The sequence below is a fragment of the Mangrovimonas sp. TPBH4 genome, assembly GCF_001280505.1.
Lineage (GTDB): Bacteria > Bacteroidota > Bacteroidia > Flavobacteriales > Flavobacteriaceae > Mangrovimonas_A.
Map to the genome: position 1 here is coordinate 108,647 of NZ_LBIO01000044.1, position 23,758 is coordinate 132,404.

The following is a 23,758-nucleotide window of genomic DNA, read 5'->3' on the forward strand; positions in this document are numbered from 1 at the left end:
CTCATTTTTCTTCTAAACAATTTAGTAAAATTTATAACGTCTTCCTTTTTTCAGTACGAAAAAAAGTTCATTTTACAAACTTCCTATCCTTTCATTAAACCTTTCGTTTAATAACTTTATACTCAAATATAAATTTAAGTATAATGGAAAACCCCTTTGAATTAATCAACGAACGCTTAGACCGAATTGAAAAATCCCTAATTAATATCATTGACAAAATAGAAGATAATAATGGTGCACCCGCCCCTTCCCTCCCCAACATTATGAACATTGAGCAAGTAGCAGACTATATAAGCCTATCCAAACACACCGTATACGGATTGGTCCACAAACGTGAAATACCTCATTTCAAAAAGGGTAAACGTTTGTATTTTGACAAAGAAAGGATCAACGAATGGCTTCGTGAAGGCGAAGTTTCAACTAAAAAAGATATTGAAGAGAAGGTGGATGAATATTTATTCAGGAACCCGCTCATATAAAAAGACCTAACGTAGCAATCAACTTTCTTTAAAAAGTCTATCAACTCTATATTTTTACAACAATTACCATCCTCTTTAACGTGAGTCAATAATTTATTCTTAATATAAAATGACGTCAACCAATTAAAATACCCAATAATGGGTATTCCCTCCTATAATTCATCTATTATATTTATGAAATAAAAATATACTAAACCCTGACGCATTGAAATTTACCCAAAATAAACACGAATAATAATGGGGCTAAACACAATTATGTTTAGCCTTATGTTAGCATCAATTAAAAAAAGTAGAAAATGGAATCAAAAGAACAATTCGAAGAAATAGAGGAAATTGAGCCTAAGATTTCCAAAATAGAATCATTTATACACCCTTCTGACGATGAATTGATTGAATTAGACGATAAGGCTTTTATTTCCAGTAATGGCTATCCTCCGGATGGACAAGCTACAGGAACTCTTTCAGTTACTGTAACTGACCAAAATGGGAGACCCGTAAGAGGACATAGAGTTCGATTTAGTTTAACCCATGTGAGACCAAGTGGTAATTGGAGGTCTGCTTCAGGGCTGAAAAGGATATATAATAGTCGTGGAGGAAACGGTGCTAAAGCAGAAAATCTTGTTAACAGAGGAGTAATAAGAGTAATTGGTACTTTAAGTTCATCAAGTGCCGTTACCAATTCAAATGGCATTGCACAAGTTACTTACCGAACTTCTCATATTGGTACTGATTTTAATCAGTCATCAAGAGCAAGGGAAAAAGTTACATCTACTCTTCAAAATGGTTCATCAAGGTCACTAAACTTAGATATTGGATGGACAGGATTGAAAAAGATCCAGACAGTAAGTAAGGGTTTAAGAATCATTGGAGCAACAGGTCAACATGTTCACCCAGATTTAAGGACATTTTTAATTAATCTTGGTAATTCTGTAAAAAATGCTAATTGGCCTCATGAGATTACAGTTACTGCTGCAAGTCTTCGTTATGGAGGTCAATATCCACCACATTTTACGCATAAACATGGATTAACATTAGACTTAAGACCAATGTCTACTGATGGAGAAATAACTTGGGCAAAATCCGATGGTTCGTCTAAATCCAATTTTGATTTTCAAAGAACAAAAGCACTAATTTCTGTGCTTAAGCAATCAGGTGGAACTGTTTATTTTAATGGTAAGAATACAGGTGGAACTGTCAAAGCAGGGCATGATGACCATGTACACGTTTCATGGTTATCTTCTTTCGTTAAAGTTGTGAAAGAAAAAGAAATAACAATATAACATGATGCTAACAAGGTGTATAGTGCATACCCTACAGGATACGTACCATGCACAGACCGTTGTGCTCAATTAGAAGCACATATTTGAATTATTGAACGATGAAATATTTACTTATCAGTCTTTTGTTTTGTATTAGTCTTTGGTTCTGCGGTTGCACCGAATCTAATCGTCAAAATGATAAAACTAAAGTCGTATGGGATAATATTAAATTAGAAAGAGACATACACTACACTCATTTAGACTCCACCAGCCAAATACTTGACATATACATGCAGGGTAATTTAGTTGGATTACCCGGCAGATGGTTTGAGGAGGATACTTCTAAAAGGAAAACAATTGTTCATTTTCATGGGGGCGGATGGATTTTAGGGAATAAAACTTCACTACTTGGTGTGAGTTCTGAGCTAATTGTGCTTCCCTTTTTAGAGAGAGGATATAATGTCATTAATGTCGAATATAGGCGAGGTTCTGGAACGGCTCCCCAAGCAGCTGAAGATGCATTTCTCGCGTTAAAATGGATTGAAAATAACGCCACAAAATATCATATTGATTTAAATAAGATTGTGTTGATGGGAGAATCCGCTGGAGCTCATTTGTCTATGATTTCAGGAATTAAGAAGTCGGACCATGAATTTGTTCCTAAAGCAGTTATTAATATTTCAGGTATTTCGAATATTCAAGAACAGGATCAGTACTTGAGAAATGTAAACCCTGATAATTGGAACTATGTAAGCGACTGGATTGGTGACACTTCTAGGATAGTCATGATAAGCAATGAGTTTTCACCCATATTATATATTGATAAGAATACTCCTCCCATAATTTCCATACACAGTGTTAAAGATAAAATAGTGGATTATAATCAGTCCAAGAGATTACATGCTAAGCTCGACCAACTTGGTATCAAGAATCAGTTGACGTCTGTTCCAAATGGCGAACACATGGCATTTGGAGAAACAGAATTAGACAATTTCTACAGAGATGTTTTCATGTTTCTTAATGACATAGGAATAGATGAGAATTAAATATTTATTGAATTAACATCAAGTTTTTAAGTGAATCTAAAATACAGTGATCAATGTGTTCTTCTCAAAAGCTAAACATTTTGAGCAACACCCGTTTTTACTTAATTAATTAACCACAGACATGAAAATAAAATTCCTTAACTCTCTCATAATCCTAGCAGACTCTAGCGAAGCTAAATCTGCTGTAAGTCAACATGACTCTTATATCAAAAATCTTACATCATTTGATATTCAATCCAAAGTAAAGAGGCTAGGTGAATTGAGTTATAAGGATTACTTAGCCAATGCTCAACTGTTTCTTTATGATTGGAAACCTTATGAAGAACAGTACTTTAAAAGCATCATCAATCAAGTTGAAAAGCAAATTAAGAAGAAAAAATATAAGTTCAATCTACCAGATGAAATCTTAGTGATCAAATCTGCAATGCATGAAGAAGGTGGTCTAAACGGTTTTACTCGAGAAAACTATATGGTTCTTAATTTAGATTCTCTTTCACATCATCTGTTTGAACATGAGCTATTTCACATTATCTCAAGATACAACAGGGATAAAATTTATAAGGCTTATTCTGTTCTGGGGTTTAAGCCCTGTAATGAAGTTGAAATCCCTTCTACGATAATTAATTTCAAGATTTCAAACCCTGACGCTCCATTTAATAATTTCTACATAGAACTCGAACATAATAAAAAGCCAATAGAAGCATTGATGCTTCTGTATTCTAATCGGCCATATTCAGGAGGTAAATTTTTCTCATATGTGAATAAAGGTTTAATGCTATTAAAAGGAGATGACAATTCTAAAGAAGCAATTCTAGATGGTGGAAGACCAATAATCCTAGATTACTCTGAGGTAAATGGACTCTACGAAAAAATTGGAAAAAATACTGGTTATAATATCCATCAAGAGGAAGTAACAGCTGATCATTTCAGCATGGCATTGAATGACATCAAAAATCTTCCTGATCAACATCTAGTAGATAAACTGGACGAAATACTTATTAAGTAATAAACAAGAAACTATGATTGAACAAATTCAACCCAAACTAGATAGAATTAAAAAAATTGACCATGGCCGCCCACGAAAGAAAGTTGCTATTATTGGTGCGGGAATGGCAGGCTTGGTAGCAGCCTATGAGCTTGCTATCTTAGGTCATGAAGTTATTATTTATGAGGCCAACGATAGAATTGGTGGCAGGGCATATACCTACCGCTTCAATGATGGTCAATATCATGAGTTAGGTGCAATGCGCTTTCCAAAAGAGCATGATCATTTAAGGTATTATGCAGCCAAGTGTGGATTGTCCTTTAGGACTTTTATTAACCATCACGATGAACCAGACTCTTTTTATTTCATTAAGGGAACACTTTCAGAGAAGTCATCCTGGAATACGAAATTGATTCCAGAATTAGATTTGACTGAATTCGAAGAATGGATGATTCATAATGGACCAATTCCTAGTACAGCGAAACATTCACAAGTACTCAACTTGTTGGTTTATCCATTTGAAATTTTAATCCATGAGATTTCTTCTAACCCATATGACCGTAATGCCATTCTTGGAATCGGCCCTCTAACTGAGCGTATTAGAGAAATAGATAAGATTTCATTGGGCGATTACCTAAAAGTATATCTTACCTCAAGCGATGCATTAGAGTTGATTGGAGGCATTACTGGATTAGAGGCTTGGTGGGATAAAGCAGTATCTTGGTTTATACGTGAAGAAATAGCTGCTGCTGAGCGTTTAAAAGATCAAAAGATCGAAAAGGGTATAGATGAAATAATAGGTGGCACAGATTTACTGCCTAATGGTATGTTGAATCTTCTAAGCAAATTGAATGTAGAGATAAATGTTGAGCACGAGATATTTTCAATAAATAATCAACGTGAACAAATTCAACTAGGAATTAAAAATAAATCCAAAAAAAATCTAAAAGATTTTGATCATGTAATTTGTACCCTGCCCTTTTCTATACTTCGGACAATTTCATGTGCTGGATTTGGTAAAAGAAAAATGTCGGCAATTAGAAATTTAAATTATTGCAGTATGGCTAAGGTATTGCTTAATACCAAAACTCGTTTCTGGGAAGCCGAACCATATAATATCAAAGGTGGTGCTTCTCAAACTGACCTAATCAACAGACAAATTTATTATCCTTCAAATAACACAGAGACCATTCAATCGAAAAACGAATCAGGTCTTAAAAGTATCCTTGGAATAATTCAAAAATTCAAGAAAACTGAATTATTGGATAACCCTAAGGAAAGATCCGGTGTATTAGTGGGAAGTTATGTTTGGGGCATGGACGCAAGGCGCTTAGGAGCAATAAATCCGAATGAAAGAGTTGCAACCGTTAAAGAAGCGGTTTCAAAGATTCATCCGGAAATTCTGGAGGATGGTATGGTTAAAGATCATGCTTCTATTTCATGGGATAATAATAAATTTTCAAAAGGTGCTTTCTGTCAAATGAAACCCGGTGATTTCTCGAAATATTATCAAGATGCTATATCTCCAGAAGGTAATCTCTTCTTTGCAGGAGAGCACTGTTCCCTAGACAATGGGTGGATACAAGGAGCAATTGCATCCAGTCTTAAAGCGGTTGAAGAACTAGTAAGCCATTAATTATATATAAAGAGGAATCACCGAAGATAAAATGGAAATTAGTCACCAATTAAGATTTTAAGATGAATGTCATGAACTCTAGCAAAGTCGAAATACAAATTAACGAAACAGCAACTCCTGATGACGATTATATAACCTGGGCACCAACTAAATGCAGGATTAGGTTATCTCCTCTTTTCCGTTCTTCCGAAGATTTGAAAGTAGTTTTGACCAATCGAGAACCTAATATTCCTACAAATTCTGGTCAACCAAGAAATGGAAGGGTTTCGTTCGCAGCTCATGTCGACAAAGGTGAAACAGCTCGGGATTCAAATATTGGATTAACCCTTCCAGCAGATGGCGAATGGGTGTCTTTTATTATCGCTGGCTGCTTTCCTGAAGGTGCAAGTAGAGGCTATTCAAGTTCACGGGACAAAGATACTGTCATTGAAGTGCATGAGGGTAGTGAGGGTGGTCCAGTTATTGGGACACATCAGTTGATGGTTAGGGTTAGGAAGGATATAACTACTCTTACAGAACACGAGAAGTATAGACTTCTGGATGCCATAGGAACGATGCATAAAGAAGGTAGATACGAGAAATTTGTTGAGGTACACGATTGGGGCTCTCGTGGTGACAGACGCCATGATACACGAATCAATCATCCAGAATATAGTTACGCGGATACTGCACATCGAGATAGTAATTTCCTTGCATGGCACAGAATAGACCTTTTGCAGTTTGAGCGAGAACTCCAGAAAACCCACCCCGATGTATCTGTTCATTATTGGAAGTTGGATGAGGGTGATCCAAAAGGTATTGTCTTCTCCCCGGACATGTATGGCGCCAACGAAGTTGATATGGACAATCCACCAGTACTTAATAGAACGCCATACCTCGACTTTGTTCGTTTCTCACTCGACAATCCATTACACGGGTGGCGTGTTGAATATCAAGGTCGGTTTGCTAATCCTGAACGTCTGACAAGATGGCCAGTTGATAGAAGAAAACGTCCTTGGACGCTAGGGAGATCAGATGTACTTCCAGGAGAATCGGATTTATTGAAAGAATCTAATTTTAGGTACTTTAGTGATGCTCTAGAGGTGGAAACACACAACAAATCACATCACTGGATGGGACCACCAATGCGCGACTGCACAGTTGCGCCTGCTGACCCGTTCTTTTGGAGTTTCCATGCTTGGTTCGACCGCGTCTGGGCCAGATGGCAGCGTAAATATGATCGCTTCGCAACTGATGGTAGCAACAATAGTTACGAACCTCTTGGTGAGTTCGCCCCTTCTATAGGAAGTCATCCAAGAGGGCACTTTTTGGAAGATACCATGTGGCCGTGGGATGGTGTAGTAGGTGAGGCAACACATCAAGATCCTGAAGTCAAGTATCGTCTGTCACGGCCGCCTATGGCACCAATGGGACTCTTCCCAGAATCAAAGATTCCAGGGTTATGGCCCTCGATCTCCACTAAACCAAGAGTGAAGGATGCAATCGACTATCTTGGAATGGGTGAAGGCATCCAGCCACTTGGGTACTGCTACGATGATACACCATATGGAAAAATGCCATCGAGTGATCTAGCAATTGAAAAGGAAAAAGATCTCAAGAGTGCTAATGATTGCCTCAAGAGAGCAAAAAGTCTCCGAGATCCAAGTTTGTCCGATGATCAACGACTTCATGAAAGTTCGAAAATAACATACGGTAATTTACTCCCAGAGGAAGAGCTTCATAACTTGTTGACCTTTATGAAAGAAGAGACTAATGGGGCACTCAAATCAGAGGCGTTACGCTTACTTAGTTCTTCGATAATAACTCGTAAGGATGCGCTGGCATACGCATTAAATGAATTGGAGTCAGGGAGTTCTTCGGACCAATTCAAATTAGAGACGCTAAATATGTTAAACTTCTTGTCGCATTTTGCCCCGCGCGAAATGGTAGATTCTATAGATCTTCATTCATCATTGATCTCAGCGGCTAATTCAAAAGGTAGTTTAGAAGTCTCTGAATCTGCCGTGCAAACGTTAGCTATGCAGGGTGATTCATTCTCGATTAATAGATTAAGAAGTATTTATAAGGATATTTCATCGTCAAGTAAAAATGCGGAAGTAGCTCGTATTCTATCAATTGAAGCAGGTGGCTTAAGAGATCACGGTTCAATTCTCACTTCGGAGTTTGATGCTCAGGATCCAGAATCGCTATTAACTGTGCTAATGGCAGGGGGTCATGTCAATAATCCTGATCTTGTGAAGTCGTTAGTAATTTCTCCTGAGCAACCTGAGCGTATAAGAATTGCAGCCGTTCATATTCTGTCTGGTTTACCTGATTATATGGACCTTGTGATTAATTGGCTTGTGGAGTCATCAATTCCTACAGAAATCAAAATGGAGGCGATAGCATTGATTCGCCCAGAGTCAATGTCAGTCTCTTCAATAGCGTTGTTTAAGAGTTTAGCCCCCCATTTGTCCCCTCAATTGAGAGCACGTGTGTTAACATTAACACAAGAAACTAATTAAATAAATAGACTACCATGAGAATAAAATCTATAACTGATTCATCTGATAAGAGCTGTGCAAATGGCCACAATGTTTGCAATTGTAAAAGGGACGTCACGAAGACAGAGCTATCAGATGTCGAGGAATTTTTAGCCTGCAATGGTTCAACTAATAGTGATAGAATCATCGAACTTTTATTAAAAATCAAGCAGATCATTCCAAAACACATTGAGAGTCAAATAGCATCACAAGTTGCATCACAATTGAATCTTGGCCGTGACCTTTATAATGGACGCGACAGATTCGAAACGCTAAGAATACGTGCACAGATTCTTTATGTGCTTGCCAGTTCTTTCGTACCGAAAGAAGCAAAGATTTATATTGATGATTTGTTGCGAAACTCTCAGGACCCAACTAGCAGAGCGGTAGCAGCACTAGCTGCAGGGAATCTTGGTATTGAAGGAAAGGAGTTTGTCCCATCACTTATTCAACTCCTTAGTGGTAATCAATATGCATCCCCTGTGGTTCTTGATCTAAAATCATTCTCAGAACTACCTGACGATACGGTGTGGACTACTGATCGTTTAGAAGCAATTCGCGCACTTGGTTGTATTGGTGATCCATCTGATGAAACCATAGCTCAGTTAAATGCACTGACAAATATTAGCAATACAGAAACCGGTTCGAGAATTAAGGAGAGAATTGCTGCACAGGAAACGCTCTCCCAACTTTTATCAAACAACAATAGTGTTCAGTCAGCTCGTCTTCAGAGCTCAGATAATGTCCTGTCTGAAGAAAGACCGAAGATTCTACATAGTACACATATGTTTAACGACCAGGATGGGAGAAATATTAGTGGATCCGACCTTTTGGGGGTTCCGAATTTAGTTGCATTCTTTTACACCTCTTGCCGTAATCCTGCTAGGTGCAGTACTACGACTTCCCAAGTCGTACATCTGCGTCATTATCTTGACGAACTTCAGATAAGTGCCAGCGTGAATTTAAGCCTAATAACTCTGGAGCCTGAGGTAGATAATCCAGAGCGTCTAAAGGCATATGCAGATCTTAGAGGGATAATTTGTGACTCAAGATTTCGATTTCTCAAACCGGACTCTCAGACACTAAGTGAAATGTCTTCATCCGTCGACCTATCAGTTAGTAGATGCTGCAACACTATTACAAATCACGAAGCAACCTTGTTTTTGCTGGATGGATATGGACGACTTGTAAATCGCTACTCAGTGGGTAGTTCTACATTGAGTCTTCAAAGTGTCGCAGAAGAACTCAGAAAAATTGGACAAGAAAAATTGAAAAAGGAATGAATGATAAGAGAATCAAGTTCATGTCGAGAAAAAGTATGTTTATAACTGTTTGAATATTTAAAATTACTTACTATGTCTGCTACATTCGAAGATGTAAAAAAAATTCTTAACTACTGTGTTGGCGACCAGGCTAATTGGCAACGTATTGCCCTCCGGCATCGAAATAAAGGGGCTTCAACGCCTGACCCGAATCTCTTTGGCTGGGAAACAGAAGAGCAGTTGTTGAATGCCAAAGCTCGTGGAAATTGGCTTATCAATCCAGAATTCCGAGGAAATGGAAAGGGTGAAGAGACCAATCTGATTAAGATATTAACCAACCCTGACGGACTTTTTGGTTACCCTAGAATGCCTTTGATAGGTAATAAGATTGATCGTGATTCTGAAGAATGCCGTACTATAATCGAATGGATCGATAGTCTTCCATGTATGGGGGCTGATGAGAAATTCTTGGCTCTTGGCTCTGAATTACCACCAGTACCTAAACTGCCTGACGGATTCAATTTCGTTCAAGCTAAACAAGTTGGTCCAATATTATACGTTTCAGGAATGGGGCCACAATGGGGTAAGTCCTTCAAGAAAGAGTTTTTAGGAAAAGTGGGACAGGATCTTACACTTGAACAGGGCCAGGCAGCTGCCCGTCTCACCGCCTTAAACCTTTTACATGTCGTACGAGAACATATCGGATCACTCAACAACGTTGAGGAGGTGCTGGAGTTGTTTGGAATGGTCAACACCGCAGAGGGATTTAATAAAGGTCCCTTGGTGGTCAACGGATGCTCGGATCTTCTGGTAGATATCTTCGGGGAACAGGGAAAGCATGTTCGGACGGTACCTTCAGCAGAAACCCCGTTTGATATAGCAGTCTATATCAAGATGTCTGTGCGTGTTGGAAGTGTTTCATAAGTAACTCGTCCACCTTTCATTTTGATAGCGCCTAAAATTATTAATTTGAAAACACAAAAGAATAATAAAAGATGAGCTTTCATAGGGTTGATAAAATTGATTCGAAATTATCTTGTAGTTGCGCGAGTGACAAAAATACATCAGAAGCAGCCAATAAACGTGTTGCTTCTCATTCAAAACTCCCGGTCAATCGTTCACCAAAGCAACGATGGATATCAAAAATATCGAATACTATTCAGCAGGTAGTCTTTCCAATTTTGGTTGTTTTCTTCCCAAAGTGCCCTATCTGCTGGGCAGCTTACCTCAGTGTTTTCGGAATTTCTGGACTTCAGAGTATTCCATATAGCCCTTGGTTACTTCCTGTTATTTTCGTTATAATGCTGTTTAACCTTGTGTTACTTTACCGAAAAGCAAAACTCAGGAATGGATTCTTCCCTTTTTGGATTAGCCTGATTGGAACATTGCTAGTTGTAAGTGGTTACCCTCTTAAACAGCAATCAGTATCCTTTGTCGGCATTGGACTAATATTCATTGGTGCAGTTTCAAACAGTCTATCATTCAAGCATTGGAGGAAGCTCAAATTTTCTATTGAATCAATTCTATTACATTTAAAAATTAAAGCTTCACCAAAAGTATGGATCTCAAAAACTGAGGTTTCCAATTTTCATAAACAATAGAATCTTATAATCTTTAACCTTTAAAACAACTGATTATTACGGAATATACAACTGAAATGACTTGAGAAGCCAAGTAATATGAACTACCTCTTTATCATTCAAGAGCTAAAACGTATGCCACAAATAGAAATCTCTCCACTCTCTAGGGATAATAATTATTCAACCGTTTTATATATTGAAAAACGAGTTTAAAAAAAATTAAATATTATCTTGGCAGTATAAATTTAGGCTGAAATCAACCAATTAGGCAAACACCTTATAAATAAATTAGTTGTCATAAAAAATTCAGTCAAATATATTACTCGATAATATGGATATATAGAGACCAGCCGGCAACCTAAAAAGGGTATATTAACAAAATTGCAAATATTTCGGAAGTTAACACCAAAAAACTCATAAAATCAGACGAAACAGATAAATGATTTTAGACAACGAAAACGAAAATCTCAAAGTCCACGAATGGATTTCAAAATATACAGAAAAAGGCAAACTTGATATTGTTACCGGCTACTTCACTATTGGTGCGCTAGCATATTTATCAAAATCAGTAAATAATAAGGTTAATGAGTTTAGATTAGTTCTAGGGGATATAGTCAATATTGACATTGAAGAAAATAGGCCTCTAGACCTCCTGAATGAAAATATCACAATTGAAGCTGCACTAAAGCTTAATAGTTTATCTAAGGAATGTGTCCGATTCTTAAGACAAGAGAAAGTCATAGCGAAAACCCTAGAGCCTAACTTCTGTCACGCCAAGAATTATCTTTTTAACCCATCTGAAAAAGACGACAGAAACAAATACTTCATTTCTGGTAGTTCCAATTTAACAGAAGCAGGAATAGGGTTAAAAGTGACAAATAACGTTGAACTTAATCTTGCAGAAACGGGGAACAATAATCAATACAAAGAGCTCTGTGATTGGTTTGAAGCTTTGTGGAAAAGACCACAAGCACACAAAGAAAAAACCATTATTCATAAAGATGGCTCAAAGTCAAAAGTTGATTTTAAAGAATATCTGATAAATGAAATTGAGCGCATTTTCATCAAGTACACTCCACGAGAAATCTATTACAAGATTCTCTTTGAACTCTTTGGGAGTCAGCTTTTGGAAGAAGAAAATGACCCCGATTTCAATAGACAAGTTGGTCGATTAGAAAACTCTGTTATCTACAATACACTATACGACTTTCAGAAAATGGGTGTACTAAGCCTCATCAAAATGCTCCAGAAGTACAATGGAGCCATCCTCGCGGATGCTGTAGGATTAGGTAAAACCTGGAGCGCTCTTGCGGTCATGAAATTCTTCCAACTACAAGGTAGAGAGGTTCTGCTCCTTTGCCCGAAAAAATTGGAGCATAATTGGAAGCGATACAGGAAACACCAGGAATCAAAATTCGAGAAAGATCAACTCGATTTTTTCGTGAGATTTCATACTGACATGAGTGTAGAAAGGCTCGAAAAATATCAGGATCGTGCTGACAAATTCTTCACTAATGACAAACCAAAGCTTATTGTTATTGATGAAAGTCACAACCTAAGAAACGACAAATCAAATCGCTATAAATTCTTTCTTGAGCATGTATTGGAGCCAAATGAGGACATAAAGGTGCTGCTGCTTTCAGCTACTCCAATTAATAATTCACTAAACGATATCCGGAACCAATTCAAGTTAATGGTTCAAGGAAATGTACATGGTTATGAAGAAAGCCTTGGAGTGAGAAATTTGGATTACTCTTTTCGTGCTGCTCAAAAATCTTTTAACGAGTGGCGCCTAGAACCTGACCCTAAGATTTCTGAATTCATTAAAAAGCTTCCATCAAGTTTCTTCACGTTAACTGATACATTGACGGTGGCAAGAACCAGAAGCATGATTACTGGTCATGAAACTGAGTTGACATTTCCGAAAAAAGCCAAACCGTTGAACTTGTTTGTCACTCCGCATGAGCTTGGAAACTTTGAGTCATTTGAAGAATTATTTGATCACTTCCCTCCTATGCTTTCAGGCTATCAACCGTCCTTCTACTTAGAAGAAACCGATGAAGAAGACCGAGATGTACTACATGATGAAAGGCAACGAGATCGATTCTTAGTTAAGATGTTGTATATCCTAATGGTAAAGCGTTTGGAGTCATCTTGGTTCTCTTTTTTCTCTACGGTTGGTAAGATTAAAGATCATCACCAAAATGCCTTAGACAGAATAAAGGCATATCAGGAGGATAAAAAGAATTCGAATGCTAATGACACAGAAAATGAGCTTTTCGAAGATGATGACCTTGAAGCCGAATATGAGGAGTTCACCTTAGGGAAAAAACGAAAGGTTAAACTATCAGACATTGATGCTGCTGGCAATCTAAATCTGTTCAAAAAGGACTTAAAAAAGGACTTGGAAGCCCTGGATAATCTTTATTCTAATCTCCAAAAATTTCAAGCGAAAATTGAACGTGAAATTATCCAACCCAAAAATCAAAAATCTGACGATAACAAGCTCGAAGAATTAATCAAGCAAATTGAATCGAAAAGAAAATCAGGACACAATTCCAACAATCAAAAACTCGTCATATTCACAGTTTATCGAGATACGGCTCAGTATCTATTTGAACAGCTAAAGGCTCGTGGATACGATAAACTGGCAATGGTATCTGGTTCAGGTTCTTTAGTTTCAGACACGGATGAAGAGAGCAAATTATTCGAACCTATTCTAGAGCGTTTTGCCCCTTATACAAAACTCTTCAAAGAGAAAGAGTGGAGTTTTGACATCAAATCAGCTGACCAAAAAGAATACAAAGCATGGATCGAATGGACATCTCAAAATCATCCTAAGACATACGAAAAGCTACAAAAGCCAATTGATATTCTAATTGCTACAGATGCATTGAGTGAAGGACAGAACCTGCAAGATGCTGACATGGTGATCAATTATGATATACATTGGAACCCAGTGCGTATCATTCAGCGAATGGGACGTATCGATCGATTAGGTTCTCCTAACTCAACCGTCTTCGGCATCAACTTCTGGCCTTCGAATAACATTAACAGTTATCTAGACTTACAGGGCAGAATTGAACAGCGAATGGCTGCTATGAAACTGGCAGGTTCAGAAGTCAATCTTGAATTCTCGGACTCCTTTAAAGAAATGGCTGAAGATGAAAATCTGGAACAGCGGATGAAGGAACGCATGCTGCGTCAAATGGAAGTAAGTTTTGACGACTTGGATGCAGAAGAATCATTTGGTTTTGACGATTTATCCTTGGAACGATATCGGCAGGATTTGCAAGAGGAGTTAAATAAGGACAAAGCCAAATACCAACGAATGCCAAAAGGAGTGTATTCGGGCTTTAAGGCTGATCAGTCTATTTGTGCAGAAGATGGAATTATTGCCCTACTCGGTTATCCCAACAGACCTGAAAAAGCCAAGACCCACGAATACAAAGTCTTCGATCTCATCTATATTAACAACAATGGCAAACTAGTTCTACTCAATCAAAAAGAAGTATTAGATGCCATTACTATTCATAAGGAATGTAACCGTTATGTTCCGGATGCTATTGACAATGGAGATGAAACAGTAATAAAAAATTTGGTCAATTCCCTGAAAACGTTTTTAGATAGTCAGGCGGCTGAAATCAAAGAACAAGAAGACGGCAGTCCCAAAAAGACAATGGGCAAAGAGGCCAAAGATGTTCTTTCCAAATTAAGAAGAGGCGATAAAGGAGCCTTGGAACGAGTAAAGCAAAATGTGAAAGTGGACGAGAAGTATAGACTTGAAAATTTCGATCTCATCACTTGGTTTTTAGTAACAGTAGAATAACATGAAACTGAATCACTTTAAAGACATACAATTTCTCCCAGCCATTAAAGCACTTTTTAATGAATTGAAAGTGCCTATGAATTATGTGGCGGACGAACCGACCACAGCGAAAGAAATCTTAAAAGACACTTATAAAGACAACGCCACTTTTCAGTTGGTGGATGATGTCTATTTCGTTGGGATGGTGGATGATGCTGCGTTTGAAGGCAACAAAAGTCTAGATGTCCATCAAATAAAATCGGACTATGATGGCGTGTTGGTTTTTGGAATTACACTCCACCAAAGGTCAAATAACCTACTACCAACACGTTCTCAACTAGCCGAAATTTCTCGAGCGTTTAACCGAGAGTTTTACTATACACCTGTGGTCTTGGTTTTTAAGTACAACGACAATCAAGCTGATTATCTCGCCTTTGCCAATACCGAAAGACTACAATACAAACAAGCTTGGCGCGAAGGTGAAAAGGCGGGAAAGGTTTCCTTATTGCGTGATATTAATATTGCCAAACCCCATCGCGGACATGAGGACATTATTGACCAATTGCGCATTCCAATAACAGGTACTAAAGCAGTGGACTCTTTTGCTAAGTTATACACCTATTGGCAAGAAGTATTTAGCGTTAGTGTTCTTAACAAGAAGTTCTATCAAGAACTATCTAATTGGTATTTCTGGGCAGTAAAGCATGTGACTTTTCCAAACAAGCCAACACCAGAGATTGCCCATCAAAAAAATGCAAAGCTTGAAGACCTCATTCAGGAGCACAATGCTACCAACGTGATTCGCTTATTGACACGATTACTTTTTACTTGGTTTATTAAAGAGAAGAAACTGATTCCTGAAGCGCTTTTCGATTTAGACGCTTTACAAAAAGACATCCTCAATGAAATTTCACCTTATCATGCAGAAGGAACCATGTTTGCTCAAGCCAATAAGGAAAGCATCTACTATAAAGCCATTTTACAAAACTTGTTTTTTGCGTCACTGAATTGCCCAATAGAAGCAGATGGAGTGGACAACCGAACGCGTGGTTTTAGAGGTGAAGGATACGGCACGCATAGGGGAATTGATTATTTAATGCGTTACAAAGCCAATTTCAAGAACCCTGAGGCATTTCTGAAAATGATGAACCAAACTGTTCCATTTCTAAATGGAGGATTATTTGAGTGTTTGGATGATAAATACCAAAATATCTACATTGATGGTTTCTCCGACCAAATGACCAAAGGAGAACAATTAGTAGTGCCTGACTACTTGTTCTTTGGTGTGGAAGAAGAAGTAGATTTGAGCACAGAATATGGTGTTAACAACAAAGGAACAAAACAAGCTGCTGTAAAAGGATTGATCAATATCCTGAAATCGTACAAATTCACCATTACCGAGAACACCCCTATCGAAGAAGATGTAGCACTCGACCCAGAATTATTAGGTAAAGTATTTGAAAACCTACTAGCGAGTTACAACCCCGAAACCAAAACAACAGCTCGTAAACAAACGGGTTCGTTTTATACACCGCGTGAGATTGTGAACTACATGGTGGACGAAAGCTTAATTGCCTACCTAAAAAATGCGGTGACTGATTGGAATATTGACAAAGCAGCTTTGGATGAAGAACTGCACGAACTTACCTCCTTTGACCCGGGTAATCCTTTTGCCGAAAACAAAGACTTGACGAAGCGCATTGTAAAAGCACTGGATGAATGCAAGATTCTCGACCCTGCATGTGGTTCGGGTGCTTTCCCTATGGGTATTCTGCAAAAGATGGTACACATGCTGCAAAAGATGGATCCTGAAAATGAGTTCTGGAAAGCTGTGCAAATTGAAAAAACTGAAAAGGAATTAAAGGACACCCTCAGTATTGAGGATAAAAAAGAACGGGAAGAAAAGCTGAAAGAAATTAATGAAGCTTTTGACCAAGGTATGAATGACCCGGATTATGCTCGTAAGTTGTATTTGATTGAAAACTGCATTTATGGAGTGGACATCCAACCCATTGCTAACCAAATATCCAAACTGCGCTTCTTTATTTCTTTGGTGGTTGACCAAAAACCAACTGACAATGCCAAACATAACTTTGGAATACGCCCATTACCGAACTTGGAAACCAAGTTTGTAACGGCCAACACATTAATTGGGATAGAAAAACCCAAATCCCAAACCACCTTATTTGACACTAAAGAAATAAAGTTATTAGAGTCCGAACTCAAAAAAGTACGCCACAAACTTTTTAGTGCCCGCACCAAAGACACCAAACTTAAATACCGCCAAAAAGATGAAGAACTTCGAAAAAATATAGCCGAAGAACTCATTCGTAGCGGTTGGCAAAATCATGCAGCAGCAAAATTAGCAAGTTGGAATCCATACGACCAAAATGCCTCTTCACCTTTCTTTGATTCGGAATGGATGTTTGACATTTCAGATGGATTTGATATCGTGATTGGAAATCCACCTTATGTACGTCAAGAACTTTTTAAAAATTATAAGCATGAATTAGAAGTGTTTTTCCAAGACATTTATGATGGAAGAGCAGATTTATATACATACTTCATCAAAAGGGGATTTGATATTTTAAATAACAAAGGTGTACTAACTCTAATTACATCAAACAAATTTATTGTTAGAGGTTATGGAGAAAAGATACGCAACCTTCTTTCAACAAAAAAAACTATAAAAAGCATCGTCAACTTTGGAGAATTACCTGTTTTTAAAGCCTCTGTTGACTCGGCAATTATTATTGCAGAAAATAGATGTCCGAAAGAAGATGAAAGTCTCATTTACGCTCAGGCAACTGAGAATGAACATTTATTGAATGTTTATGAATTTATTTCAGACTCTTTCATTTTAAAGAAAATATCTGAACTTCAAAAAGGGTGGGTATTTATGGAAAAGAAGCTCATGTTGATTCTTCAGAAAATTGAGGAGCACTCTAAAAGATTAGGGGACTTGTTCGAAATTTTCGGAGGGATTAAGACTGGTTATGATTCGGCCTTTATTATCAATAGCAAAACGAAGGATAGCTTAATTAAGGAGAATCCAAATTCAGTTAACCTTATTAAGCCATGGTACAGAGGTAAAGATATCCAGAAATGGACAGCATCTCCTGAGCTATTTATAATTTACATTCCTCAAAATACAATTGACATAGACAAATACCCTGCTATAAAAAGACACCTAGAAAATTATAGAGATAAACTCGAAAATAGAGCTACTAAACAGAAGTGGTTCGAACTACAACAACCACAACAACGTTTCACGAAACTTTTTGAGTCAAATAAGATTATCTATTCCGAAATAGCATTAGAAATGAGGGCATTATTGGACGTTGGTAAGGCTTATGGAACTATGAAAATGTTTTTTATTCCTTACAAGCCAGCAATACTTTCAATATTAAATAGTTCCGTTTTTGACTGGTACGCCAGAATGAACTTTTCATCATTAGGTGATCCTTGGAACGGAGGAAGATTAGAGTTTAAAACCCTATACATGTCAAAAGTGCCTATTCCAGATTCTTACCTTAATCATGATGATTTATTTGAAATTATGGTCAAAATAATTACTCGTTGTAAACAGGATAAAAAGGAATCACATAAAAATCAATTCGAAAAAATCATTGACGGTTTAGCCATGGAGTTGTACTTCCCTAATCATATGAAAGAGCAGGAAATAGATGTTATATATTATCTTAAGAAAGACATTGATAAGGTATTGCAATATCGGGAGTTTGATAGCCTGAGTGATTCAGAAAAAGATAAAGTCATCGAACAACTCCACACCACCTGGAGTCACCCTGACAATGAAGTACGCAACCGAATGAAGCTCTTTGCAGTTAGAAGTCCACAGATATTAAAACCAATATTAGAAAGCTAATGAAAAGGATTCAAGAAATACGTATCAAACACTTCAAAGCTTTTCAAAATGAAGAGAAGTTTAACTTTAGAGGAAAGAATGTGCTTGCATATGGAAATAATGGGTCGGGCAAATCTTCTCTATTCTGGGCTCTATATACGTTTTTGCAAAGTAGTATCAAGCCTAACGATGATGAGGTAAAAAAATACTTCGTTAACTTTCTGGAGAGTGACACTAAAACACATCAAACCCTAAAAAACATCTTCGCTAATAATGTTGATGTACCACATATTGAAGTTGTAGTCAAAGAGGATAATGGTAACTCAAAAACCTACAAGATTGACACTTCAAATCCTCCTACTAGACCAGAGAACAATGGAAATGATACTAGCATTCAAGAATTGAATCTTGCAAGTGATTTTATTAACTACAAATTGCTCCAGGGCTTCTACCGTAGCTCTCACAAACATGAGATCAATCTTTGGCCTGTCTTTGAAAGAGACATTTTTCCGTTTCTTACTGAGGGCACAAAAAATTACATGGATATTATTAAGGAGAAAACCAAAGACATTCCTAAAAGAGCCAATGGATCAGCTCGTTCAGGTAGAGTAAAATCTGATTTTGAGACATCCATAAATGAACTTAATACTACTATCCAAACTCTTCTAGATGGTGTTTCTTCTATTGCTAATGATTTCATGAAGAAGCATTTCTATGAAAACAAGGACGTGCTTAAAGTTAAACTGGAGTTCACAGAGAAGTTTAAATACAGTGATATCAAGAAAGGTCTTTGGGGTCCGAAGGATCAAAACAAGCGAACAGATATCTTGAAGATCAAGCTAAGTATTGAGATAAATAAAGATCAGGAGAACCCAAACTGGGAAACACTTCACAGACCACAATCTTTCTTAAATGAAGCTCAGCTCACTAGAATTGCTATTGGAGTGAGGATTGGTGCATTAAGATCTAGAGTTCAAGGAACTACATTCAAAATATTAGTTCTTGATGATATGCTCATTAGTCTGGATATGTCTAACCGCTTAGATATGGTTCGAGTGTTACTCAATACCGAATCAGATCCAGATTTAGAGAACATTTTCGGAGGCTTTCAAAAAATTATTCTAACTCACGATTTAGGCTTCTATGAACTCGTAAAACGACACACATTTCCTGATGATTGGGAATATTTTAAATTTCACTCTTCCGATTTAGTCAATGAAGCTCCCGTAATTAGAAACGACAGGTCGAGAATCGAGAAAGCACAAGCCTTTCTGGCTGATGGTGAATATGACGCCTGCGGTAACGAATTAAGAAAGGAAACAGAGGCTTTATTGGACAAATACCTAAAGGGATTAAATCTAGCCTCAACAGGTGAGTTTGAACCTCTGATGAATAAACTCAACCGAGCACTTAAACAGATCACAGAAGATAAACGCAGGTCATTTGAGAGGGCCATTAGCACAAGAGGTTTGCCCAAAGCCACTTTAGAAAAATTGAATTCAGATTTTGAAAATGATGGTACTCTTCAACCTGCCGATATTGGAAAATTAAGAGGAATCCGAACACAGTACACCAATTACTTGGTGGAGCAGCTTGAATTAAATGATCACTCAGAAAGAATTCTAGATGAAACTAAGGACATATTGAGGAGAATAATGAATCCGGCATCACACGCATCCTTGGTCCCTTTATATGAAGCAGAGTTAAAGAAGGCTATTGAAGGTGTAAACGAATTAAAAGTAATATTGGAAAGATCATAGCTTGAATTTCAACAATCCTGAGATCTGATTTACATACAATTTCTAATTCCATTTGTAGAATTTGAGAAGATCGGCCCCCAATTGTGAAATATCTTTTTAAGATCCCTAACAATTAGAATAGTGTAAAAAACTTACCATAAATGCTGAGAGTTACTGCTGGAATAATAGAATTAGACAATAAAAAATTAATTGTTAGAAGAAAAGAGGGCAAACACCTGGCTGGATTTTGGGAATTTCCCGGAGGTAAAATAGAAGAGGGAGAAACTCCCGAAGCTTGTCTAAAAAGAGAGCTTTTTGAAGAATTAGGAATAGAGGTTTCCGTAGAAGAGTTTTTTATGGACAACATACATTCCTATGGTGAAAAAACTATTCTTCTAAAATCTTATAGATGTAAAATTATTTCAGGAGATATTGGCTTAAAGGATCATGACAAAATGGGGTGGCTTGACCCCTCAGAAATAAATAACTATAAATTTGCACCCGCCGATATACCTTTCGTTACCGCACTAGTAAATTCCACTACATTTATAAATACCACTTATAGTTTAAAGTCTTTTCTTGAAGTTGAAGTATCTGTATGGGGTGAACGACTTAAAAAACATATTCTAACATGTACGGGCGAGCAAGCAAGCTACTCTCAACGGAAGGCTTGGTTTGACTGTTTCAACATTCTTAAAGAAGAATTGTCATTACTTCCCCAAAAGACAGATCCAGAACAGGCCAAAATAATTTTTGAATATGAATTGCCTCGCGAAAGAGGTCGGCGTCCCGACGTTTTAATTTTAAGTGGTAATAACTTACTCATTCTTGAATTTAAGGGGTATTCCAATGAAAACACCGCACAAATAGACCAAGTAAAGCACTATGCTCGAGATTTAAAAAATTACCATCAAAAATCGCACGAATTAACTATTAAACCAATTTTGGTTTTAGCTGCTGCAAAACAAATAAATAAGGTCGTTGATGGTGTAAATATTGTTTCAGGAGATCTTTTACATGAAGTGTTACGACTCCACATCGCATGTAATTTCAATAATATAAGAGAATGGTACCATTGTGAGTATGCCCCACTTCCCAACCTGATACAATCAGCGCAGTTAATATTTAAAGAAAATAAGTTTCCCCAAATAAAAAAAGCCTCCAGTGCAGGTATCCCTGAGACACTCCAAACACTCAAAAACATATCAATAAAGTCTAAAGAAAATAATTCTCATCATTTAGTCTTGATCTCCGGTGTACCGGGAGCAGGCAAAACCTTAGTTGGGATTCAATTTGTTTATCAATCACACAATCAAACCACTCAACAAACGGCCGTTTTACTTAGTGGTAATGGTCCCCTTGTAGATGTGCTTCAATACAGCTTGCAAAATAAAAACTTTATCCAATCAGTACATGGGTTCCTTAAAGAATATGCACATTCTACAAAAACACCTTCTGAGGAGATATTTATATATGATGAGGCACAGCGAGCATGGGATTCAGAAAAAGTAAAACAATCCCGCAGAACTGGATCCAACTCAGAGCCTACCGATTTTGTTTCCATTGCAAGTAAAAAAGACCACTGCATAATTGTTGGTTTAATTGGAGATGGCCAAGAAATCTATTTAGGTGAAGAAAGTGGCCTGGAATTGTGGGCCGAGGCAATAAATAATTCCGAAAAACAATGGTATGTACATTGTCCCACAAAGTATTCATCTTATTTTGAAACCTCCGCGCTTGTTTTAGATGACACCTTTAACCTCACAACTTCATTAAGAACACACCAAGCACTTGTGCTGCAACATTGGGTCGAAACCTTATTGGAAAACGACTTGATTGGCTTACCAAACGCCACCAAAAAGTTAATTGAGGAAGATTACCCCATATATATCACGAGAAACCTTGAATCTTCCAAAACTTATTTAACACAAAAGTATATAGGTGAAGAAGATAAAACTTATGGCATATTAGCCAGCTCTAAAAGTAGCATTTTGCCTCGTTATGGTATTAAAAATGACTTCAATTCTACTAAATCTATACATCCTGCCCAATACTTTGCTAATAAAAGTAGTACAAGTTATTGTAAAAATTTAAACGCTTGTGTTACCGAATTTGCTTGCCAGGGGCTAGAATTAGACATGCCTATCGTAGCATGGGACAAAGACTTTATTTATGATGAAAAATGGCTAGATAAACTTCCAAATCATAAAGCAAAAAACTCGTTTGAATTAAGAAAAAACAGCTATAGAGTACTATTGACGAGAGGGCGTGATGGTATGATTATTTATGTTCCAGAAGATACTGGACTGGATACAACCTATGCTTTTTTAAAAAATAATGGATGCAAAATTCTAAAATAATGTTTGAAAAAGGTAATATATATATCAGAAAAGAATTACACGACACCTACGGTGGCAACAGACAAGGAGGTATTTCCAATTGTGCCAATTTCCCTTTCATTTTTGTTTTTACGGGAAAAGCCGGAAAATCCCATGGTTATGAAGATGGCTGGTCTGATGATGGCTACTTCTACTATACAGGAGAAGGACAGCATGGAGACATGACCTTTACAAAAGGGAACAAAGCATTACTCGAACATGAAGAAAATGAGAAAACCCTATATCTATTTGAAAACCTATTAAAAGGTAAATGGAAATTTATTGATCAATTAAGGCTTGTCGATTATTTTATATTTAATACACCAGATACTACAGGTGCACAAAGGAAAGGGATTAAGTTCAAATTCATATCTGTATCTGATAGCCCAGCCACTATGAATGGCTCACTTTTAAAACCAGAAAACATTAATATTCCAAACAAAACAGAACGAACCGGATTAATAACATCAAGAGTTGGCCAAGGCTATTTTAGAAAGCAATTAATTGACAAATGGGATAATAAATGCGCCGTAACATCCTGCTCAATTTCCAAAATATTAATTGCTTCTCATATTGTCCCATGGAAAGAAGCAACGGATCACGAAAGACTAGATGTAGACAACGGCATCCTACTTTCCCCTACCCTTGATGCATTATTTGATAAGCACCTTATTAGTTTTGATGATGACGGCTCCATAATTATTGCACCAACATTGTCTAATGAAGAGATTTTAATACTTGGGATTAAAAAGACTATGAAAATAAAGGTGTCTAAGGGTATGAAAAAATATTTACAAAGGCACAGATCAAAAATAAATTAACCTAGAACTTCATTCATAAATCCAATTTTAATGCTTTTGAAAATAATTCAACCGTTGCTGAACCATTGCCGAACCGTTGCCGAACCGTTGCCGAACCGTTGATTTGGTTACAAACGTCACCCTTTTTATGAAAATTTAAAAGAATATTTAGCCAATTACCTATGTAAAAATGGTTGCCATTGATAAATTTTATCACCTCTGATAAAATTAAATTAAAATCGAACCATTTCAGAAACTGAAGTAATAAAAATATTTTTCATTTAAAAGGATTTTAAAAACAACCCAGTCTAAACATTTGATAATGAATTGTTTAATTTACCATGTTACACGGATTGTTTGGTAAACCAGTAAAATTTAATTTTATATAGTCAATAGAAT

Annotated in this window: 14 protein-coding genes; all 14 read left to right on the top strand. The window is 37.0% G+C overall.

Annotation, left to right across the window (positions count from 1 at the left end; translation table 11 throughout):
- The first annotated feature begins 143 nt into the window (after nucleotides 1-143).
- The 14 genes from ZA05_RS08510 to ZA05_RS08575 all read left to right on the top strand — a co-directional run bounded on the left by ZA05_RS08510 (nucleotide 144) and on the right by ZA05_RS08575 (nucleotide 23,380).
- The gene (locus ZA05_RS08510; RefSeq protein WP_053991274.1) at nucleotides 144-479 is read left to right on the top strand and encodes a helix-turn-helix domain-containing protein; all 336 of its coding nucleotides are present in this window, start codon (nucleotides 144-146) and stop codon (nucleotides 477-479) included.
- A 296-nt stretch (nucleotides 480-775) separates the two neighbouring features.
- Nucleotides 776-1,759, top strand: a complete 984-nt coding sequence (locus ZA05_RS08515) for an Ig-like domain-containing protein (protein ID WP_053991275.1) — start codon at nucleotides 776-778, stop codon at nucleotides 1,757-1,759.
- Between the two features lie 98 nt (nucleotides 1,760-1,857).
- Nucleotides 1,858-2,784, top strand: coding sequence for an alpha/beta hydrolase (locus ZA05_RS08520; RefSeq protein WP_053991276.1), 927 nt, complete (start codon nucleotides 1,858-1,860; stop codon nucleotides 2,782-2,784).
- 121 nt (nucleotides 2,785-2,905) lie between these two features.
- Entirely contained in the window at nucleotides 2,906-3,790 is an 885-nt protein-coding gene (locus tag ZA05_RS08525; protein WP_053991277.1) for a hypothetical protein, read from the top strand.
- A gap of 13 nt (nucleotides 3,791-3,803) precedes the next feature.
- A complete protein-coding gene (locus tag ZA05_RS08530) occupies nucleotides 3,804-5,405 on the top strand; it encodes an NAD(P)/FAD-dependent oxidoreductase (protein WP_053991278.1) in 1,602 nt (533 codons plus the stop codon).
- Between the two features lie 71 nt (nucleotides 5,406-5,476).
- A complete protein-coding gene (locus ZA05_RS08535) occupies nucleotides 5,477-7,909 on the top strand; it encodes a tyrosinase family protein (RefSeq protein ID WP_197276070.1) in 2,433 nt (810 codons plus the stop codon).
- 14 nt (nucleotides 7,910-7,923) lie between these two features.
- The gene (locus tag ZA05_RS08540; protein ID WP_053991280.1) at nucleotides 7,924-9,210 is read left to right on the top strand and encodes an SCO family protein; all 1,287 of its coding nucleotides are present in this window, start codon (nucleotides 7,924-7,926) and stop codon (nucleotides 9,208-9,210) included.
- A gap of 72 nt (nucleotides 9,211-9,282) precedes the next feature.
- The gene (locus tag ZA05_RS08545; protein ID WP_053991281.1) at nucleotides 9,283-10,113 is read left to right on the top strand and encodes a RidA family protein; all 831 of its coding nucleotides are present in this window, start codon (nucleotides 9,283-9,285) and stop codon (nucleotides 10,111-10,113) included.
- 71 nt (nucleotides 10,114-10,184) lie between these two features.
- Complete coding sequence (locus tag ZA05_RS08550) at nucleotides 10,185-10,790, top strand: hypothetical protein (RefSeq protein ID WP_053991282.1); 606 nt, start codon at nucleotides 10,185-10,187, stop codon at nucleotides 10,788-10,790.
- Between the two features lie 418 nt (nucleotides 10,791-11,208).
- The gene (locus tag ZA05_RS08555) at nucleotides 11,209-14,598 is read left to right on the top strand and encodes a helicase-related protein (protein WP_053991283.1); all 3,390 of its coding nucleotides are present in this window, start codon (nucleotides 11,209-11,211) and stop codon (nucleotides 14,596-14,598) included.
- Between the two features lies 1 nt (nucleotide 14,599).
- Nucleotides 14,600-18,463 carry an N-6 DNA methylase gene (locus ZA05_RS08560; protein WP_053991284.1) on the top strand — a complete coding sequence of 1,288 codons (3,864 nt, stop codon included), beginning with the start codon at nucleotides 14,600-14,602 and terminating at the stop codon, nucleotides 18,461-18,463.
- Nucleotides 18,463-20,202 (top strand): AAA family ATPase, encoded by a 1,740-nt coding sequence (locus ZA05_RS08565; protein ID WP_053991285.1) that lies wholly within the window; start codon nucleotides 18,463-18,465, stop codon nucleotides 20,200-20,202. Before ZA05_RS08560 ends, ZA05_RS08565 begins: the two co-directional genes overlap by 1 nt.
- A 140-nt stretch (nucleotides 20,203-20,342) precedes the next feature.
- On the top strand, nucleotides 20,343-22,541 hold the full coding sequence (locus ZA05_RS08570) for a DNA/RNA helicase domain-containing protein (protein WP_053991286.1): 2,199 nt from the start codon (nucleotides 20,343-20,345) through the stop codon (nucleotides 22,539-22,541).
- Nucleotides 22,523-23,380, top strand: a complete 858-nt coding sequence (locus tag ZA05_RS08575; protein ID WP_053991287.1) for an HNH endonuclease — start codon at nucleotides 22,523-22,525, stop codon at nucleotides 23,378-23,380. Before ZA05_RS08570 ends, ZA05_RS08575 begins: the two co-directional genes overlap by 19 nt.
- Nucleotides 23,381-23,758: the final 378 nt, after the last annotated feature.

Bases quoted from the DNA above. Each gene is read 5' to 3' on its own strand.
- ZA05_RS08535 (WP_197276070.1), top strand. From the start codon at position 5,477: ATGAACTCTAGCAAAGTCGAAATACAAATTAACGAAACAGCAACTCCT.
- ZA05_RS08550 (WP_053991282.1), top strand. From the start codon at position 10,185: ATGAGCTTTCATAGGGTTGATAAAATTGATTCGAAATTATCTTGTAGT.
- ZA05_RS08515 (WP_053991275.1), top strand. From the start codon at position 776: ATGGAATCAAAAGAACAATTCGAAGAAATAGAGGAAATTGAGCCTAAG.
- ZA05_RS08520 (WP_053991276.1), top strand. From the start codon at position 1,858: ATGAAATATTTACTTATCAGTCTTTTGTTTTGTATTAGTCTTTGGTTC.
- ZA05_RS08525 (WP_053991277.1), top strand. From the start codon at position 2,906: ATGAAAATAAAATTCCTTAACTCTCTCATAATCCTAGCAGACTCTAGC.
- ZA05_RS08510 (WP_053991274.1), top strand. From the start codon at position 144: ATGGAAAACCCCTTTGAATTAATCAACGAACGCTTAGACCGAATTGAA.
- ZA05_RS08565 (WP_053991285.1), top strand. From the start codon at position 18,463: ATGAAAAGGATTCAAGAAATACGTATCAAACACTTCAAAGCTTTTCAA.
- ZA05_RS08545 (WP_053991281.1), top strand. From the start codon at position 9,283: ATGTCTGCTACATTCGAAGATGTAAAAAAAATTCTTAACTACTGTGTT.
- ZA05_RS08540 (WP_053991280.1), top strand. From the start codon at position 7,924: ATGAGAATAAAATCTATAACTGATTCATCTGATAAGAGCTGTGCAAAT.
- ZA05_RS08530 (WP_053991278.1), top strand. From the start codon at position 3,804: ATGATTGAACAAATTCAACCCAAACTAGATAGAATTAAAAAAATTGAC.
- ZA05_RS08570 (WP_053991286.1), top strand. From the start codon at position 20,343: ATGCTGAGAGTTACTGCTGGAATAATAGAATTAGACAATAAAAAATTA.
- ZA05_RS08555 (WP_053991283.1), top strand. From the start codon at position 11,209: ATGATTTTAGACAACGAAAACGAAAATCTCAAAGTCCACGAATGGATT.
- ZA05_RS08575 (WP_053991287.1), top strand. From the start codon at position 22,523: ATGCAAAATTCTAAAATAATGTTTGAAAAAGGTAATATATATATCAGA.
- ZA05_RS08560 (WP_053991284.1), top strand. From the start codon at position 14,600: ATGAAACTGAATCACTTTAAAGACATACAATTTCTCCCAGCCATTAAA.